Genomic DNA, 16,358 nt, shown 5'->3' with positions numbered 1-16,358 from the left:
GGGCGCGACGGTGCTGATGGTGAGCCATGCGCCGGAGGACGCACGGCGGATCGCCGACGCGGTCGTGCTGGTGGCCGAGGGGCGGGCGCAAGCACCCGAGCCGACGGAGCGCCTTTTCGCCGACCCGCCGCCGGCGCTGCGCGCGTATCTCGGCTGAGCGCTGGCGGGGTGCGGTGCGACGAGGGGGGCTGTCTGCCCCCCTCTTGGCCTTCGGCCAATTCACCCCCCGAGGATATTTGACCCAAGAAGAAGAGACGGGCGCAGCTCCATCATCTTGGCGAAAATACTCCGGGGAGCGCGAGGGGCAGCGCCCCTCGCCCGGGCGAGGACATGCGGCCGCAAGGCCGCGCCGCCGGGGGCAAGGGCGTGCACAGGACGCGCGCTTCAGCCGCTTCCGATCAGCACGCCGGCGGCGAAGACGAGCGCGCCGCCGAGGACCACCTGGAAGGCCGCGCGGAAGAACGGCGTGTCCATGTAGCGGTTCTGGATCCAGGCGATCGCCCAGAGCTCGACGAAGACGACGAGCACCGCCAGCGCCGTGGCGGTCCGGAACTCCGGGATCAGGTATGGCAGCGCGTGTCCGAGCCCGCCGAGCGTCGTCATCACGCCCGAGGCGATGCCGCGTTTCCAGGGCGAGCCGCGGCCCGAGAGTTCGCCGTCATCCGAGGCGGCCTCGGTGAAGCCCATGGAGATGCCGGCGCCGACGGAGGCGGCGAGGCCGACGAGGAAGGTTGTCCAGGTGTCCTGCGTGGCGAAGGCGGTGGCGAAGATCGGCGCGAGGGTCGAGACCGAGCCGTCCATCAGCCCGGCGAGGCCCGGCTGCACCCATGTCAGGACGAACTGGCGCCGCGCGGTGCGGTCTTCCGCGCTCTTCGACTCATCGCCGAGATGCGTGTCGGCGAGCGTGTCGGCGACCGTCTGATGCGCCGATTCCGCCGCGGCGAGATCGCCGAGCAGCCTGCGCGTCGCGGCATCCGCGCTGCGCTGCGCGGCCTTGTGATAGAAGTGTTCGGCCTCCTGCTCCATCATCTCGGCCTCGGCGCGGATGCGCTCGATCCCGAGGTTTTCGACGAGCCAGACGGGCCGGCGCGCGTAGAAGCCGGCGACATGCTCGCGGCGGATGAGCGGGATGGTCTCGCCGAAGCGCGTCTCGTGCAGGGCGATCAGGCGCTGGCGGTGCTGGTCCTCCTCCGCGGCCATGCCCTCGAACACATGGGCGGTGTCGGGGTAGTCGGTGCGCAGGCGGTCGGCGTAGGTGCGGTAGATGCGGGCGTCGTCCTCTTCCGACGAGATGGCGAGCGCGAGGATCTCGCGTTCGGAGAGGTCGGCGAAATGGCGGCGTTGACTGAAGAAACGCATGGCTCCTGCCCCAAGATTTAGAATAGTTCCAAACTAATTGGTTCAGTGCCGGCGGCAACCCCGCAGCGCGCTTGCCGGAACTGAACCGAACGGTTTATGTTGTCGCGGGCAGGAGGAGTCCCCATGAACGCACCCGCCCGCGCGGGCCGGAGAGGCCGCAAGTACGATCAGGTGCTCGAGGGCGCGCGCCGGGTCTTCATGGCCGACGGTTACGAGGGGGCGAGCGTCGACGCCATCGCGCGCGCGGCCGGCGTCAGCAAGGCCACCCTCTACAGCTACTTCGCCGACAAGCGGCTTCTGTTCATGGAGGTGGCGCGCACCGAATGCGCGCAGCAGGCGGCCGAATCGGCGCATCTCATCGATCTCGCCGCGCCCCCGCGCGAGGTGCTGCATTTCGCCGCGCGGCGGATGCTCGACTTCGTGCTCTCGGAGTTCGGGCAGCGCGTCTTCCGAGTCTGCGTGGCCGAGGCCGACCGCTTTCCCGAGCTCGGGCGGGAGTTCTACGAAAGCGGTCCGGCGCTCGTGCGCGCGCGGATCAAGGACTACCTGCGTGGCGCGGTCGGGCGCGGCGAGCTCGCCATCGACGACTTCGATCTCGCTGCCGATCAGTTCGCGGAGCTCTGCAAGGCCGACCTGTGGCCGCGGCTGGTCTTCGGGATCGACCGGCACTTCTCGGAGGCGGAGGTGACGCGCGTGATCGACGGCGCGGTGGAGACCTTCATGGCGCGCTACGGATGCGGCGATTTTTCGTACGAAAAATCGCGGGCCGGCGTGGATCGCGGCTAGGTGCACGCCGCGGGAGATTTTTCGTACGAAAAATCTCGCCTAGTCCACCCGGCGGACAAGGAGCTGGTTGTTGGGCCCGCGCTTGGTCTCGAAGACCTTGAGCTCGCCCACGAGGTCCGAGAGCTTGCGCTTGCCGTAGGTGCGCGTGTCGAAATCCGGGTGATCGGCCTGAATCTGCTGGCCGATCCGGCCGAGGGGGAACCACTCGTCCTCGGCGTCGAGCTTCTCCATCGCGTCGAAGAAGAGGGTGCGTGCCTCGCTCAGCGAGTTACCGGTGAGCTTCTCGGCCGCCTTCTCCTGCGCGGGCTTGCTGTCGTCCTCGTAGATGTTCTCGATCGCGACGAAACGGTTGCAGGCGTTCTTGAGCGAATCCGGCGCCTTCGCCTCGCCGATGACGATCACGGTCAGCCCCTGCTCGCGGATGCGCGAGGCGAGGCGCGTGAAGTCGCTGTCGGACGAGACCAGCACGAAGCCGTCGAAATGGCCCGCGTGCAGGATGTCCATCGCGTCGATCACGAGCCCGATGTCCGAGGCGTTCTTGCCCTTGGTGTTCGCGGTCTGCTGGTGCTGGACGAGGCCGAGTTCCTGCGCCGTCCGGATCCAGCCCGAGAGCCGCTGGTTCGACCAGTCGCCGTAGACCCGCCGCAGCCCCGGCTCGCCGTATTTCGTGATCTCCTTGAGAATCGCGCGGGCGTATTTCGCCGGCACGTTGTCCGCGTCGATCAGGACGGCAAGGAGCTTGGTGCGGTCGTCGTCGGCCATGGGCCCTCCGGTGCTGCGGAGGCCACCATCGCGCATCGCGCGGGCGGGGACAATGCGCTCAGAGCCGACGGTGCATCACCAGCGCGTCCACGGCGCCTGCGGTCGGGTGCCGGAAGGCGCCGGGCAGCCGGCCCACCACGGCGAAGCCCGCGCGCGCCCAGGTCTCGATCGCGCGGGTGTTGGTCGCCACGACGAAGTTGAACTGCATGGCCGTGAAGCCAAGCGCGCGGGCGGTCTCCAGTGACTGGGCGAGCATCGCGCGCGCCACGCCCTGCCCGCGCGCTTCCGGCGCGGTGCAATAGGCCGCGTTGGCGGTGTGATCGCCGCCGCCGCCCTGGTTGGGCTTGAGCGCGTAGGCGCCGAGAACGCGGCCCGCGCGCTCGGCGACGAAGACCTCGGCCCCCGGCGGGCGGAAGTAGGCGAAGGCGCCCGCGCGCCCGGCCTCCGGGGCGACGGCGAAGCTCTCGCCGGCCTCCACCGCCGGCTTCAGGACCGCCCAGATCGCGTCGTCGTCCGAAGGCGCGGCGGGGCGGATCGTCAGCCCCTCGGGAGCCGGGGCCGGGGGCGCCGCCAGCCCCGCCCCGGACAGGGCCCGGAGCCGCGCCAGCGCCGCCTCTCCCTGCGCGGCCGGCACGAAGAGGTGATCGTGCCGCGCGCCCGCCACCACGTTGCAGGGGATCTCCGCCCCGGCGAGCGCCTGCGCCACCGCCGCCGTCAGCCCCACGCCGTCGAGCGCCGAGTGCACCGTCAGCGTGATCCGCGCCCACTCCGGCCCGGGCGCGAGGCCCGCGCCGCGCGCCACCTGCACGGGCAGCACCGCCGTCGTCCCCTCGTCCTCGCGCACCACGGCGAAGGCCTGCGCGAGCAGCGCGGGGGTCTCGGTCTGGGCAAAGACGTAGCACCCCTCCGCGAGGAGGGGCGCCATGCCGGCGATCATCGCCGCGGTGTCGTGGACGGGGCCGCTCACCGCCTCAGTAGACGACGACCGACCGGATCGATTCGCCCGCGTGCATCAGGTCGAAGCCGGTGTTGATCTGGTCGAGGCTCAGCGTGTGCGTGATCATCGGGTCGATCTCGATCTTGCCGTCCATGTACCACTCGACGATCTGCGGCACGTCCGTGCGCCCGCGCGCGCCCCCGAAGGCCGAGCCCTTCCAGACGCGGCCCGTCACCAGCTGGAAGGGGCGGGTGGAGATCTCGGCCCCCGCGGGCGCGACGCCGATGATCACCGATTCGCCCCAGCCGCGGTGCGTGCATTCCAGCGCGGCGCGCATGACCTCGACGTTGCCGGTGCAGTCGAAGGAATAGTCCGCGCCGCCGATCCGGTCGGCCTTCGTCTTCGTGAGCTCGACGATCTCCTGCGCGACGTTCTCGACCTCGTTCGGGTTGATGAAATGCGTCATGCCGAAATACTCGGCCTTGGCCTTCTTCTCGGGGTTGATGTCGACCCCGATGATCATGTCGGCGCCCGCCATGCGCAGGCCCTGGATCACGTTGAGCCCGATGCCGCCGAGACCGAAGACCGCGGCCTTGGCGCCGATCTCCACCTTGGCGGTGTTGATCACCGCGCCGACGCCCGTCGTCACGCCGCAGCCGATGTAGCAGACCTTGTCGAAGGGCGCGTCCTCGCGGATCTTCGCCACCGCGATCTCGGGCAGGACCGTGTGGTTGGCGAAGGTCGAGCAGCCCATGTAGTGAAAGAGCGGATCGCCGTCGAGCGTCGAGAAGCGCGAGGTGCCGTCGGGCATCAGCCCCTGCCCCTGCGTCGACCGGATCGCGGTGCAGAGGTTCGTCTTGCGGCTGAGGCAGGAGGGGCAGGCGCGGCACTCCGGCGTGTAGAGCGGGATGACGTGATCGCCCGGCTTAACGCTGGTCACGCCCTCGCCCACCTCCATGACGACGCCCGCGCCCTCGTGGCCGAGGATCGCCGGAAAGAGCCCCTCGGGATCGGCCCCGGAGCGGGTGAATTCGTCGGTATGGCAGATGCCGGTCGCCTTGATCTCGACCAGGACCTCGCCGGCCTTCGGCCCCTCGAGGTTGACGTCCATGATCTCCAGCGGCTTGCCGGCCTCCAGGGCCACGGCGGCTTTGGTCCGCATGCGCTCCTCCTTGCGTTGCTTGCCCGCGAGCCTGCGCCACGCGCGCCGCCTTTGCAACGCGCCACCGGGCGTCAAGCGCAGCCTGGGCGGATCGGCGGCTCGGGACCGCCCCGCACCGGACAGCGGTGGCCGCGCCGCCGCCGCGCCATCGGCAGCCCGGGTGCGCAGGCAGACAGCTCCCCGCCACCCGCGATGCCGACACATCCGCGGGGCGCCCCCTCGGCCGCGCCCCGCGACGGTCGGAGGCGTCAGTCAGTCGTCCAGTCGGTAGTCCTCGTGGCAGGCGCGGCAAGTCTGCCCGAGGTCGCCGAAACGCGCACGGAGCGCCTCCGCGCTTCCGGTCTCGAGCCCCCGGGCGGCGTCCTGCATCTCCATGGCGCTTGCGACGAAGCCGTCCCAGTCCTCCCAGACGGCAGGCAACGCCTCGCTCTCCGGGTCCGTCTCCCGCGCCTCGAACAGCGTCGGCACCCGGTCCGCGGCGTCGATGAGCGCCGCCCGCGCCTCCGCCGCGCGCGCCGCGTCGAAGGGGGTCTCGCCCTTCACCATCTCGCCGAGCGTCCCCGTCGCCGTGCCGACGTCCTTCATCAGTTCCATGCGCGCCATCACCGCGGGGTTCTCGACACCCTCGTGAGCGAGCGCTGCGCCCGCAGCGAACAAAAGAACGAGCGCGACCGGTCTGCGCATGGTGGCCTCCGTGGTTGGACAAGGGTCGAGGCTAGGCGATCTGCTGACCGATGCAACCGGTGCCCGTCCCCGTGCCCGGCGGCGCGGCCTTGCGGCCGCATGTCCTCGCCCGTGGCGAGGGGCGCTGCCCCTCGCGCTCCCCGGAGTATTTTCACCAAGATGATGGGGCGATGCAGGTCCATCATCTTGGCCCAAATACTCTCGGGGGGTGAATTGGCCGCCAGGCCAAGAGGGGGGCAGACAGCCCCCCTCCGTCCCGGCCCGGCGCAGGCGCCGGGCGCGACTCGACTCCGGACCGGCCGGCATCTAGAGAGAGATCGAACAAAAAGCGAACATCGTGCTGCCCTCCGATGCCCGCCCGTCGTATCCTGTCGCTCTGGTTTCCCCGGCTCGCGGCCGAGCGCCTCCTGCGTCTCGGGGCGGCAGGGCCGGATGCGTCGCTCGCCGTGGTCCGGGATGCGGGTCAGCGGCAGGTGGTGGTCGCGCTCTCCGCCGCGGCCGAGGCCGCCGGCGTCCTCCGCGGCCAGCCGCTCGCCGACGCGATGGCGGTCTGTCCCGGCCTGGTCACGCGCCGGGCGAGCCCTGCCGTCGAGGTGGCCTTTCTCTCGGCGCTCCGGCGCTGGGCGGGACAGGTGAGCCCCTGGGTGGCGGAGGCGCCGCCCGACGGGCTCGTGGCCGACATCACCGGCTGCGCGCATCTCTTCGGTGGCGAGGCCGCGATGGTCGACCGGCTGGCGGAGGATTGTGCGGGCTTCGGGCTCACGCTGCGCTGCGCGATCGCGGACACGCCGGGCGCGGCCTGGGCGCTGGCGCGCTACGGGGGCGGCGGCCCGGCGCCCGCGCGCAGCGGCGACGCCATCGCGCAGGAAGCGCGCGCCACCCGCTCGAAGGCCGCGCCGCGCCGTCGCGGGTCCGGCCCGGCGCTGCGTGCGGGCGGGCGTATCGCTCCGCCAGGGCAGACGCGCACGGCGCTCGCGGACCTGCCCGTCGCCGCGCTCCGAATCGAGCAGGAGGTGGCCGAGCAGCTGTCGCGCCTCGGCCTGCGCCGCATCGGCGATCTGGCCGGGCAGCCGCGCGCGGCGCTGGCGCGGCGCTTCGGCCCCGGGCTGGTCGCGCGGCTGGATCAGGCGCTCGGCGCCGCGCCGGAGCCGGTCTCCCCCGCGCCGCCGCCGCGGGCCCATGCCGCGCGGCTCTCGTTTCCCGAGCCCATCGGGCGCGAGGCCGACATCATGGCGGGACTCGACCGGCTGATGGAGCGGGTCTGCGCGCGGCTCGTGGAGGCCGGGCGCGGCGCGCGGCGGCTCCGGCTCGAGGCGCTGCGCAGCGATCACGCGACGGAAATGGTGGAGGTGGGCCTCGCCCGGCCGGCGGCGGCGCCCGACCGCATGCGCCCGCTCTTCGCGCTGAAGATCGGGGAGATCGATGCGGGTTTCGGCATCGACAGGCTGCGCCTCGAGGCGGTGGAGACCGAGCCGGTGACGCCGCGCGATCCGGCCGGGCATCTGGACGCGGCGCGCGGTCCTGCGCCGGAGGCGGCGGTCGACGACCTGGTCGGGCGGCTCGGCGCGCGCATCGGGCTCGAGGCGATCACCCGACGCCATCCGGCCGACAGCCACATTCCCGAAAAGACGGCGACGGTGCTCGCCGCCGCGTGGTCGGCGCCGCATCGGGCGGACTGGCCCGTGCCGCCGGCGCCGCGCCCGCTCCTCCTGTGGCGGCCTGAGCCGGTGGCGGCGCCGGACGATCCCGTGCCGCCCGCGCGCTTCCGCTGGCGCGGACGGGTGCTGACCGTGGCGGCGGCCGAGGGGCCGGAGCGCCTCTCGCCCGAGTGGTGGCTGGACGATCCCGACTGGCGCACCGGCGCGCGCGACTACTGGCGCGTCACCTGCGCGGAGGGCGACCGGCTCTGGCTCTGCTACGCTCACGGGGGGGCGATGTCGGCGGGCTGGTTCTGTCATGGCGCCTTCGCCTGAGGAACGCGGTCAGGCAGGCTGCCGGACGTTCTTCCGGGTCTCCATCCGTGCGCTTGGGTCGGGACGTGGGAGGGCCCTGCCGCGAGCGACGAACCCGGAAACCGCCGATGTGGCGAACGACCGTCGCAGGAAAGGTCGCACGCGCTCCCGATATCGGTGAGGTTGATGGCTTCTGCCCCCGGCATCGCGATGTGCCGACATGGTCAGCATTCGGTTGGGAAAGCCCTGAAAGGTCGTGATCGGCCTATGGGCGTCACCTTCCCGATGGCGGTCTTGCAGCCACGCATCGTCAGCGCCCTTTGAGGCAAATGCGCTGCATTCCGTGTTTGGCGCGCCGCCGCGGGCTGCGGTACCCTGCTCGCCAAGGCCAGGATGGCCGGTGACGTCCAACGGTTTCCGTCGGTGCGTGGGAGCGCCGGGGGTGACGGAGGGTCCCGGCCGTGCCGGGCCCTCCGCTGCCCGGTGGCTCAGGGCGCGGTGTCGCCCATCGCGCAGACGAGGCGCCATTCCTCTTCCGTGACCGGCTGCACCGAGAGGCGGGCGCGCCTCACGAGGGCCATTTCGGAAAGCCGCGGCTCCGCCTTGATCTCGGCAAGCGTCACGGGCCGCACGACGGGGCGCACCGCCTTCACGTCGACGCATTCCCACCGGGGATCCTCCGTGGTGCTGTCGGGGTGCGCCTCGGCGATCACCTCCACGATGCCGACGACCGCTTTCTCTTTCTGCGAATGATAGAAGAAGCCGCGGTCGCCCAACGCCATCTCCCGCATCATGTTGCGCGCCTGATAGTTGCGCACGCCGTCCCATTCCTCGCCCGCCTCGCCCCGGGCCACCTGATCCTGCCAGGACCATGTCTCGGGCTCGGACTTGAACAGCCAGTAGCGCATCGCCGCCTCCTTCATTCCTCCCTGAGCGGCCGCGCGAGGAGCGCGTCCATCGCGGCCCGGAGCGCCATGCGCCCGTCGAGCACCGCGACGACCGCCTCGGTGATCGGCATCTCCACCCCGAGCCGCCGGGCGCGCTCGGCCACCGCGCGGGCCGTCGGCGCACCCTCCACCGTCTCGGCGGCGGCCTCCGTGCCGCGCCCGAGGGCGAGGCCGAAGCGATAGTTGCGCGACCCTTCCGAGGTGCAGGTCAGCACGAGGTCGCCGAAGCCGGAAAGCCCGGCGAGCGTCGTGGGCTCCGCGCCGAGCGCCTGCGCCATGCGGTTCATCTCGGCGAAGCCGCGGGTCATCAGCGCCGCCCGCGCGCTCTCGCCCAGTCCTGCGCCCATGGCGGCGCCGCAGGCGATGGCGATCACGTTCTTCAGCCCGCCGCCCAGTTCCGCGCCGGTCACGTCCTCGGTACGGTAGAGCCGCAGCGTCGGCGTGGAAAGCTGCGCCTGCAGCCGCGCGCCGAGGTCCGCGTCGGCGCAGGCGAGCGTCAGCGCCGTGGGCAGTCCCGCCGCGATGTCGGCGGCGAAGGAGGGGCCGGTCAGAACCGCGCGAGGTGCGTCAGGCAGCACCTCGGCCAGCACGCCGGCCGGCCCCAGCGTCGTGCCGAGCTCCACGCCCTTGCAGCAGGCGACGAGCGGGCGGTCGCCGAGCCGTGCCGCGTTCCCCTCGGCGAGCGCGCGCAGGCGCTGCATCGGCACGGCAAGCAGCAGCGTCTCCGCTGCCGCGGCTTCGGCCAGGTCGCCGGTCGCCGTCAGCGCCTCGGGGAAGGGAGGACCCGGCAGGCGGCGGGCGTTCTCGCGCGCGGTCTGCATCGCCGCCGCCCCCTCGCGCGCCCAGAGCGTGACCGGCCGGCCCGCCCCGGCGAGCACGATGGCGAGCGCCGTGCCGAAGGCCCCCGCGCCGAGGACGCCGACGCTCATGCCTTCGCCCCTTTCCGGCCCCCGCCGATGAGCGCGGGGCTGCGCGCGTCGAGCGGCCAGCGGGGCCGCGCCGCGAGCTCCGGCCCGTCGCGCCGGCCCGCGCGGAAAAGCTCCGCCCCGGCGTAGGCCACGATCGCCGCGTTGTCGGTGCAGAGCCGGAGCGGCGGCGCGACGTAGCCGGCCCCGGCCTCGGCCGCGATCCGCTCCAGGGCCGCACGGATCGCGGCGTTCGCCGCGACTCCCCCGGCGACGGCGAGCGCGGGCATCCGGCCTGTCGCCAGCGCGCGGCGGGTCTTTTCGGCCAGAACGTCGGCCACCGCCGCCTGAAACCCTGCGCAGAGGTCGGCGCGATCGGCCCGCGTCAGCCCGCCTTGCGCGGCGACGAGGCGGTCGCGCTGGCGCAGCACGGCGGTTTTCAGCCCCGAAAAGGACATCGCACAGTCCGGCTTGTCGAGGAGCGGGCGGGGCAGCGGAAAGCGCGCGGCATCGCCCGCCGCGGCCTCGCGCTCCACCGCCGGGCCGCCGGGCTGCGGCAGGCCCAAGAGGCGCGCGACCTTGTCGAAGGCCTCCCCCGGCGCGTCGTCGATGGTGCCGCCGAGGCGGGTGAACGCCTCCGGCCCGCGCACCTCCAGAAGCTGGCAGTGCCCGCCGGAGACGAGAAGCATCAGGTAGGGATAGGCGAGGGCATTCGTCAGCCGCGGCGTCAGCGCATGCGCGGCGAGATGGTTCACGCCGACGAGCGGCAGCCCGGCGCCCGCCGCGAGCCCCTTGGCGAGCATCACGCCGGCGAGCACGCCGCCGATCAGCCCCGGGCCGGCGGTGACCGCGACCGCGTCCATGTCGGCGAGCGCGAGCCCCGCCTCCCCCAGCGTGCGGCGCACGGCGAGGTCGAGCTTCTCGGCATGGGCGCGGGCGGCGATCTCCGGGACGACGCCGCCGAAGGCCGCGTGCAGATCGCCTTGGCCCAGCACCACGGAGGACAGGATGTCGGCCCTGTCGGCGGCCTGGCGGACCACGGCCGCGGCGGTGTCGTCGCAGCTGCTTTCCAGCCCGAGTATCGTCAGCCTGTCGCCCATCGTTCGCGCGCCTGCCGGGAAAGGCCCTTGCTACCACCCGCGCCGCGGCCCCACAATCCCGCCCGATGGACCAGACCCCGACGCTCCTGCTCACCCGACCGGTCGAAGCCTCGGATCGCTTCGCGGCTCAGCTCCGCGGCGTCATGGACGCGCGCATGCCGCGCGTGCTGACGGCCCCCCTGATCCGGGTCGACTATGCCGGGCGACTGCCCGACATGACGGGGGTTGCGGCGCTCGTCTTCACCTCCGCCAACGGGGTGCGGGCCTATGTCGCGGCCGGTGGGCCGCGCGACCGTCCCGCCTGGGCGGTGGGAGAGGCCACGGCGGAAGCCGCGCGCCGTGCCGGGCTTGCGCCCCGGGCGGCGGGCGGCGATGCGCGTGCGCTGGTCGAGACGCTGACGCGCGCGCGGCCGGGTGGGCGCCTGCTGCACGTGCACGGGGAGCATGCCCGCGGGGAGGTGGCGCAGAAGCTGCGCGCCGCCGGGCTCGATGCCGAGGAGGCGGTGCTCTACCGCCAGATCCTGTTGCCGCTCACCGACGCGGCGGCGCAGGCGCTCGACGGCGGCGCGCCGGTGGTGGTGCCGCTCTTCTCGCCGCGCACGGCGGGGCAGTTCGCGGCGCAGCATCGGGGCCGTGCGCCGCTTCTTCTCGCGGCGATGAGCGCGCCGGTCGCGCGCGAGGTGGCCCATCTGCCATCGGCGCGGCTGATGGTGGCCGAGCGGCCGGACGCGCCCGCGATGTTGCGCGCGGTGGTGTCGCTGCTCGATCTCGCGGCACGGCTTGAGGGACCGGAACCCGGCGGGTAAGCTGCCATGCGGCGGTGTTGCGGCCGTCAGGGAATCGAGAGGGACGACGCGGTGGCGAAGAAGAACAGGCGCCGGACATCCGGCGATGGCGATTCCGATCCGGCGGAACCAGGCACGCAGTCCCCGGACGACGGCCCCGATGCCGCCGAGGACGGGGAGGCCGCCACCGGCGCCGCCAGCCCGGACGCGCAGCCCGAGGCGAGCCTTCGCCCCGACGTGACCGATGCAGGCGGCGCATCCGCTGCGGAGGCCGAGCCGGGCCCCGCGGAGGCCGCGGATGCCACCGTGCCGCCCGCCCCTGATGACATGACGCCCGCCGGTGCGGCGACTGTCGAGGCGACGCCCGACGCGCCGACGCCTGCCGAGGAGGAGAGCCCGGCGGTCGAGCCGGCCGACCCCGCGACGGGGGAGGCGGACACGGCCGGCGATGTCGAAAGCCGGATTGCCGCGTCGTCAGACGGGACCGCGCCGGAGACCGGCGCGACCGGGGCCGACGATACCCCGGACGACCACGCCGACGTCGAGGGCGACACGGCCCGAACCGACGCAGATGCCCCGTCGGAGGGTGGCGACGACGACCGCGCGCCCACCGATGCCGACGTCCCGGACCGGGACGCCAGCGCGCCCGAGGCCGATGCCGGGACGCCGGTCCCGCCTGCGCCCTGGGCCGCCGCGGCGGGCGCCGGCGCAGCGAGTACGGCCGGCGGCGCGACCGCCGACAGTGCCGGCGCGCGCGAAAGCCGCGCCGACCCGGCGCCGCGCGAGGTTGTCGTCAAGCGTGGCGGCGTCATCCCCGCGCTGATCGGCGGGGTGCTCGCCGCCGTCGTGGGCTTCGCCGCCGCGCGCTACGTCGTGCCGGAGGGCTGGCCCTTTCCCGGCGTCGACACGCCCGATTTCCGGGCCGAGACGCGCGCCGCGCTCGATGCCCAGGACGAGGAGATCGAGGCGCTGCGCGCCGAGATCGCGGCGGCACAGCCCGACCTTGCCCCGATCGAGACCCGCCTCGACGCGCTCGACACCGGCCTCTCCGACCTGACGGCGCGTGTGGACGATCTCGCGGCCTCGACTGACGACCGCTTCGCGGAGGTCGACGACCGCCTCACCGAGCTCGAGAAGCAGCCGATGGAGGGTGCGCTGTCGGAAGAGGCGATCGCCGCCTACGAGCGCGAGCTTCAGGCGCTGATGGATCAGGTCTCCGAGCAGCGCGCCGAGATCTCCTCGATCGCCGACGACGTGCTCGCCCGCGAGGCGGAGGCGCAGGACTCCGCGCGGCGGGCCGGCGCGCTGGCCGCGCTCTCGCGCGTGACCGCCGCGCTGGACACGGGTGTCCCCTATGCCGCGGCGCTCGGCGATCTGGACGACACGCTCGAACAGCCGCTGCCCGACGCGCTCGCCGCCCCGGCCGCCGACGGCGTCGCGACGCGTTCCGAACTCGAGGACAGCTTCGCGCCCGCCGCGCGCGCGGCCCTCGCCGCCGCGCGCGAGGCCGAAGCCCCGCCCGACGATCCGGCCGACCGCGTCGGCGCCTTCCTGCGCGAGCGGCTGGGCGCGCGCTCCGTGGCCCCGCGTGAGGGCGCGGATGCCGACGCGACCCTCTCCCGCGCCGAGGCGGCGCTCGACGCCGGAGAGCTCGACCGAGCGCTCGAAGAGATCGGGGCGCTTCCCGAGCCCGCGCAGGCCGAGTTGGCCGACTGGACCGAGGCCGCGCGCACCCGGAACGCGGCGGTCGAGGCCGCCGAGACCCTCGCAGAGACACTCAACGAAGAATAGGACGCCCCGTCATGCTCTGGTCCCTGCTCAAGATCCTGTTCTTCGTCGCAATCGTCGCCGCGGCCGCCTACGGCGGGCTCTGGCTGATGGAGGCCGAGGGCGGTGTGCGCATCGTCGTCGCGCAGACCGAGTTCACGCTCGGCGCGCTGGAATCGGCGATCGCGCTTCTGGTGCTCCTCGTCGCGCTCTGGCTGATCCTGAAGCTCGCCTCGCTCCTCGTGGCGACGCTGCGCTTCATCAACGGCGACGAGACGGCGCTCAGCCGACATTTCGACCGCAACCGCTCGCGCAAGGGCCTGACGGAGCTCACCGCGGCGCTCAACGCGCTCGCCGCCGGCGAGGGGCGCGCGGCCATGGTGGAGGCGCGCAAGGCCGCCAAGCACCTCGACCGTCCCGAGCTCGCCAACCTGATCACCGCGCAGGCGGCCGAGGCCGCGGGGGACGACCGCACCGCGCAGGAGATCTACCGCAAGCTGGTGGAGGACGACCGCACACGCTTCGTGGGCGTGCGCGGGCTGATGAAGCAGAAGCTCGCCGCGGGCGACACCGACACCGCGCTCCAGCTCGCGAAACGTGCCTTCGCGCTGAAGCCGCGCCACGAGGAGACGCAGGACCTGCTCCTGCGCCTGCAGGCGGGTGCGCACGACTGGTCCGGCGCGCGCAAGACGCTCGCGGCGAAGCTCAAGCACGGCACCCTGCCGCGCGACGTCCACAAGCGCCGCGACGCGGTGCTGGCGCTGTCGCAGGCGAAGGACGTCGTGGACGAGGGCAACGACATCAAGGCGCGCGAGGCCGCGATCGAGGCGAACCGCCTGTCGCCCGACCTGATCCCGGCGGCCGTCATGGCCGCGCGTGGCTACATCGCGCAGGGCAAGGGCCGCAACGCCGCGCGCATCCTGATGAAGGCATGGGCCGTGCAGCCGCATCCCGACCTTGCCGCGGCCTTCGCCGAGATCGAGCCGGACGAGTCGCCCGAGGCGCGCGTGAAGCGCTTCCAGACGCTGGTCAAGGCGAAGCCGGAGCACCGGGAGTCGAAGCTTCTGCTGGCCGAGCTCTACATCGCCGCGGAGGATTTCCCGGCCGCGCGCCGCGCGCTCGGCGACCTCGTCGAGACGGACCCGGACGTGCGGGTTCTGACCACCATGGCCGCCATCGAGCGGGGCGAGGGCGCATCGGACGCCGTGGTGCAGGGCTGGCTCGCCAAGGCGGTGACGGCACCGCGCGGGCCGCAGTGGGTCTGCGGCAACTGCAACGCCATCCACGCCGAGTGGGCGCCGGTCTGCGAAAGCTGCGGGGCCTTCGACACGCTCGCCTGGACCCGCCCGCCGGAGCAGGCCGTCGCGGTCCCCGCAGGCACGAGCATGCTGCCGCTGGTTCTGGCAGGGGGCGCCGCGGCGCGGTCCGACGCCGGCCGCGAGGGGGCGGACGACGCGGAAACGCCGGAGGCGGAGACGGTCGACAGCAGGGACGAGCCGGAGCGCGCGACCTGATCCGGGAACCCGCGAAAAGGGGCTTTCGCACCGCCAGGAGGGGTGCTAAACGCCCGTCCCACGGCGCCGGTGTAGCTCAGGTGGTAGAGCACGTCATTCGTAATGATGGGGTCAGGGGTTCGAGTCCCTTCACCGGCACCACATTCGATGGAAAATCGTGGATTTCGTCCGGGTGACAGTCCCGCGTTCGGGTCTGTGTGGAAAGTCCGCGTTCTTGCGGGTCGGTGCTCTGCTCGCGGGGGGCGAAGTACGGGTCGGGCGGCGCGCCCAGGGTGCGGATGCTGGCGCGCTTGGCCTGTGTCACGCTGTCGTCGGCGGTGACTGGTGTTGCATGGTGGCATGGGGGCCTCGCGCGCAGGATGCGAGGCGCGAGGGGGCGCTGACGAGCAACTGCGGCGGTCAGCGCCGTGCCGCAGTCGCGGTCCCCCAAGCGCGGACCCGGCGTTTCAGTTTTGCTTGCCTGCGTGACCCGCGGGACAGGGTGTGGCCTCCCGGCGCGACGGCTGGTGGCGCGTGTCGTGTCTCGTCCCGGTGACGATGACCGGGGCGCCTCCGGACCTCGCGTGGCGTACGCCGCCGTTCAACGCGGCATGGGCGGCGGGTTCGCGGCGACCTCGGGGTTGCGGAGCCAGACGGAGAGGTTGAGCGCGCCGGCGAGCGAGACCCAGGAGAGATAGGGCACGAAGAGCGCGCCCGCGCGCCAGTCGACCTGCCAGAGCGCCCAGAGCGTCGCCGCGACGGAAAGCCAGAGCGCGGCGAGCACGCCCATGCCGAGCTTGATCCGCTTCAGCCCGAAGAACACCGGCGTCCAGAGCCCGTTGAGCGCGATCTGAAGCGCCCAGAGCGCGAGCGCGAGCTCCGCCCCCGGCTGCCCGGCGGCGAGCGCCCCGGCGGCGGCCATGAAGATGTAGATGATCACCCAGGCGACCGGGAAGAGCCAGTCGGGCGGGGTCCAGACCGGCTTCGACAGGTCGCGATACCACGGGCCGGGCGAGAAAAGCCCACCCGTCGAGCCCGCACCGAAACAGGCGGCGAGCAGGATCGCGAAGATCACCCAGTCCATGGCACTGAGCTAGACTGCCGCGGCGCGCGGTTCAAGGTGGCACGGGCGTCTGCGGCGATCAGCCCGCGCGGCGCATCCCGCCGGGGAGCCGCTGCCGGCGGTCGATCTCGTGCGCCTTGGCGCGCGCCAGTGTGGCGTAAAGCCGGTCCGACCAGTCCCCCGTCTCGGGCTCCGGGGCCGCTGCCGCCTCGACGAGGAAGGCCGTCTCGGGGAGCGGGCGCGCGTAGAGAAGGGGCGAGACCGGCATCACGAGCGTCGCGGCGCTGCGCACCATGGCGAGGCCGAGCCAGCCGGCCTTGTGCCGCCCCTTGGTGACCGCGCGTCGCGTCACCGAGTCGTGGTCCGCCGCCGCGATCCGCCCGTTGATGCCCGCGTAGATGTAGCGCGCCGCGAAGATCCCCGGCCGCGCATGGAGCGGCAGGCGCTTCACACCGGCCTCGGAGCGGGCGTAGAGCGCGTCCGCCTCGCGCAGCAGGCGGCGCACCAGCGCGCGGACGGGCGCCGTGGGCTCCGCGTCGGCGATGAAGGCGTCCGGGTCGACGCCGGCGTCCTCCAGCCAATCGAGGGGAAGGTAGAGCCGCCCCTCGCGCGCGTCCTCGCCCACGTCGCGCGCGATGTTGGTCAGCTGCATCGCG

At 73.1% G+C, this 16,358-nt stretch carries 15 protein-coding genes, 1 tRNA gene and 1 pseudogene; 7 read left to right on the top strand and 10 right to left on the bottom strand.

Going from position 1 to position 16,358, the window contains the following annotated elements:
- Positions 1-157 (top strand): annotated as a pseudogene (locus ACESL7_RS04480) (thiamine ABC transporter ATP-binding protein); the annotation flags it as partial.
- A gap of 227 nt (positions 158-384) precedes the next feature.
- On the opposite strand, the gene mbfA reads toward ACESL7_RS04480, so the two are convergent.
- The gene (gene mbfA / locus ACESL7_RS04475) at positions 385-1,359 is read right to left on the bottom strand and encodes an iron exporter MbfA (RefSeq protein WP_372891856.1); all 975 of its coding nucleotides are present in this window, start codon (positions 1,357-1,359) and stop codon (positions 385-387) included.
- A 123-nt stretch (positions 1,360-1,482) separates the two neighbouring features.
- On the opposite strand from mbfA, the gene ACESL7_RS04470 reads away from it, so the two are divergent.
- Entirely contained in the window at positions 1,483-2,145 is a 663-nt protein-coding gene (locus tag ACESL7_RS04470) for a TetR/AcrR family transcriptional regulator (RefSeq protein WP_372891854.1), read from the top strand.
- Positions 2,146-2,184: 39 nt separating this feature from the next.
- Here ACESL7_RS04470 and ACESL7_RS04465 read toward each other — a convergent pair whose 3' ends face one another.
- From ACESL7_RS04465 to ACESL7_RS04450, 4 genes are all read right to left on the bottom strand, one after another.
- The gene (locus ACESL7_RS04465; protein WP_372891852.1) at positions 2,185-2,907 is read right to left on the bottom strand and encodes an NYN domain-containing protein; all 723 of its coding nucleotides are present in this window, start codon (positions 2,905-2,907) and stop codon (positions 2,185-2,187) included.
- Between the two features lie 58 nt (positions 2,908-2,965).
- Positions 2,966-3,874, bottom strand: coding sequence for a GNAT family N-acetyltransferase (locus ACESL7_RS04460; RefSeq protein ID WP_372891850.1), 909 nt, complete (start codon positions 3,872-3,874; stop codon positions 2,966-2,968).
- Positions 3,875-3,878: 4 nt separating this feature from the next.
- Entirely contained in the window at positions 3,879-5,006 is a 1,128-nt protein-coding gene (locus ACESL7_RS04455) for an S-(hydroxymethyl)glutathione dehydrogenase/class III alcohol dehydrogenase (RefSeq protein ID WP_372891848.1), read from the bottom strand.
- 252 nt (positions 5,007-5,258) lie between these two features.
- On the bottom strand, positions 5,259-5,690 hold the full coding sequence (locus ACESL7_RS04450) for a c-type cytochrome (RefSeq protein ID WP_372891846.1): 432 nt from the start codon (positions 5,688-5,690) through the stop codon (positions 5,259-5,261).
- 350 nt (positions 5,691-6,040) lie between these two features.
- Between ACESL7_RS04450 and ACESL7_RS04445 the strand changes: the two genes are divergently transcribed.
- The gene (locus tag ACESL7_RS04445; RefSeq protein ID WP_372891844.1) at positions 6,041-7,663 is read left to right on the top strand and encodes a DUF6504 family protein; all 1,623 of its coding nucleotides are present in this window, start codon (positions 6,041-6,043) and stop codon (positions 7,661-7,663) included.
- Positions 7,664-8,130: 467 nt separating this feature from the next.
- On the opposite strand, the gene ACESL7_RS04440 is transcribed toward ACESL7_RS04445, so the two are convergent.
- The 3 genes from ACESL7_RS04440 to tsaD are packed head-to-tail and all read right to left on the bottom strand — an operon-like array spanning position 8,131 to position 10,594.
- Positions 8,131-8,550 carry an EVE domain-containing protein gene (locus ACESL7_RS04440; RefSeq protein WP_372891842.1) on the bottom strand — a complete coding sequence of 140 codons (420 nt, stop codon included), beginning with the start codon at positions 8,548-8,550 and terminating at the stop codon, positions 8,131-8,133.
- A gap of 11 nt (positions 8,551-8,561) precedes the next feature.
- Complete coding sequence (locus tag ACESL7_RS04435; RefSeq protein WP_372891840.1) at positions 8,562-9,518, bottom strand: NAD(P)H-dependent glycerol-3-phosphate dehydrogenase; 957 nt, start codon at positions 9,516-9,518, stop codon at positions 8,562-8,564.
- Positions 9,515-10,594: a tRNA (adenosine(37)-N6)-threonylcarbamoyltransferase complex transferase subunit TsaD gene (gene tsaD / locus ACESL7_RS04430; protein ID WP_372891838.1), complete on the bottom strand. Its 1,080-nt coding sequence runs from the start codon at positions 10,592-10,594 to the stop codon at positions 9,515-9,517. The genes ACESL7_RS04435 and tsaD overlap by 4 nt, the downstream gene beginning before the upstream one ends.
- Before the next feature lie 65 nt (positions 10,595-10,659).
- On the opposite strand from tsaD, the gene ACESL7_RS04425 reads away from it, so the two are divergent.
- The 4 genes from ACESL7_RS04425 (at position 10,660) to ACESL7_RS04410 (ending at position 14,801) form a co-directional block, all read left to right on the top strand.
- Positions 10,660-11,400 (top strand): uroporphyrinogen-III synthase, encoded by a 741-nt coding sequence (locus ACESL7_RS04425; RefSeq protein WP_372891836.1) that lies wholly within the window; start codon positions 10,660-10,662, stop codon positions 11,398-11,400.
- 51 nt (positions 11,401-11,451) lie between these two features.
- Positions 11,452-13,170 (top strand): hypothetical protein, encoded by a 1,719-nt coding sequence (locus ACESL7_RS04420; RefSeq protein WP_372891834.1) that lies wholly within the window; start codon positions 11,452-11,454, stop codon positions 13,168-13,170.
- Between the two features lie 11 nt (positions 13,171-13,181).
- Entirely contained in the window at positions 13,182-14,660 is a 1,479-nt protein-coding gene (locus ACESL7_RS04415; RefSeq protein ID WP_372891832.1) for a heme biosynthesis protein HemY, read from the top strand.
- Between the two features lie 65 nt (positions 14,661-14,725).
- Positions 14,726-14,801, top strand: a tRNA-Thr gene (locus tag ACESL7_RS04410).
- A gap of 439 nt (positions 14,802-15,240) precedes the next feature.
- Here the strand turns inward: ACESL7_RS04410 and tspO are convergent.
- The gene (gene tspO / locus ACESL7_RS04405; RefSeq protein WP_372891830.1) at positions 15,241-15,723 is read right to left on the bottom strand and encodes a tryptophan-rich sensory protein TspO; all 483 of its coding nucleotides are present in this window, start codon (positions 15,721-15,723) and stop codon (positions 15,241-15,243) included.
- A gap of 58 nt (positions 15,724-15,781) precedes the next feature.
- Positions 15,782-16,358, bottom strand: a 577-nt coding sequence (locus ACESL7_RS04400) for a phytoene/squalene synthase family protein (protein WP_372891828.1), incomplete at its 5' end; no start/stop codon positions are given.

The sequence above is a fragment of the Rhodosalinus sp. genome (genome assembly GCF_041685465.1).
In the GTDB taxonomy this organism is placed as follows: domain Bacteria; phylum Pseudomonadota; class Alphaproteobacteria; order Rhodobacterales; family Rhodobacteraceae; genus Rhodosalinus.
This window is presented reverse-complemented; position numbering and strand designations above follow the sequence as displayed.

What these genes read in the sequence shown, in the direction of transcription:
- tspO (WP_372891830.1), bottom strand. Translation starts at nt 15,723, where the DNA reads ATGGACTGGGTGATCTTCGCGATCCTGCTCGCCGCCTGTTTCGGTGCG.
- mbfA (WP_372891856.1), bottom strand. Translation starts at nt 1,359, where the DNA reads ATGCGTTTCTTCAGTCAACGCCGCCATTTCGCCGACCTCTCCGAACGC.
- ACESL7_RS04415 (WP_372891832.1), top strand. Translation starts at nt 13,182, where the DNA reads ATGCTCTGGTCCCTGCTCAAGATCCTGTTCTTCGTCGCAATCGTCGCC.
- ACESL7_RS04435 (WP_372891840.1), bottom strand. Translation starts at nt 9,518, where the DNA reads ATGAGCGTCGGCGTCCTCGGCGCGGGGGCCTTCGGCACGGCGCTCGCC.
- ACESL7_RS04465 (WP_372891852.1), bottom strand. Translation starts at nt 2,907, where the DNA reads ATGGCCGACGACGACCGCACCAAGCTCCTTGCCGTCCTGATCGACGCG.
- ACESL7_RS04455 (WP_372891848.1), bottom strand. Translation starts at nt 5,006, where the DNA reads ATGCGGACCAAAGCCGCCGTGGCCCTGGAGGCCGGCAAGCCGCTGGAG.
- ACESL7_RS04470 (WP_372891854.1), top strand. Translation starts at nt 1,483, where the DNA reads ATGAACGCACCCGCCCGCGCGGGCCGGAGAGGCCGCAAGTACGATCAG.
- ACESL7_RS04445 (WP_372891844.1), top strand. Translation starts at nt 6,041, where the DNA reads ATGCCCGCCCGTCGTATCCTGTCGCTCTGGTTTCCCCGGCTCGCGGCC.
- tsaD (WP_372891838.1), bottom strand. Translation starts at nt 10,594, where the DNA reads ATGGGCGACAGGCTGACGATACTCGGGCTGGAAAGCAGCTGCGACGAC.
- ACESL7_RS04450 (WP_372891846.1), bottom strand. Translation starts at nt 5,690, where the DNA reads ATGCGCAGACCGGTCGCGCTCGTTCTTTTGTTCGCTGCGGGCGCAGCG.
- ACESL7_RS04425 (WP_372891836.1), top strand. Translation starts at nt 10,660, where the DNA reads ATGGACCAGACCCCGACGCTCCTGCTCACCCGACCGGTCGAAGCCTCG.
- ACESL7_RS04440 (WP_372891842.1), bottom strand. Translation starts at nt 8,550, where the DNA reads ATGCGCTACTGGCTGTTCAAGTCCGAGCCCGAGACATGGTCCTGGCAG.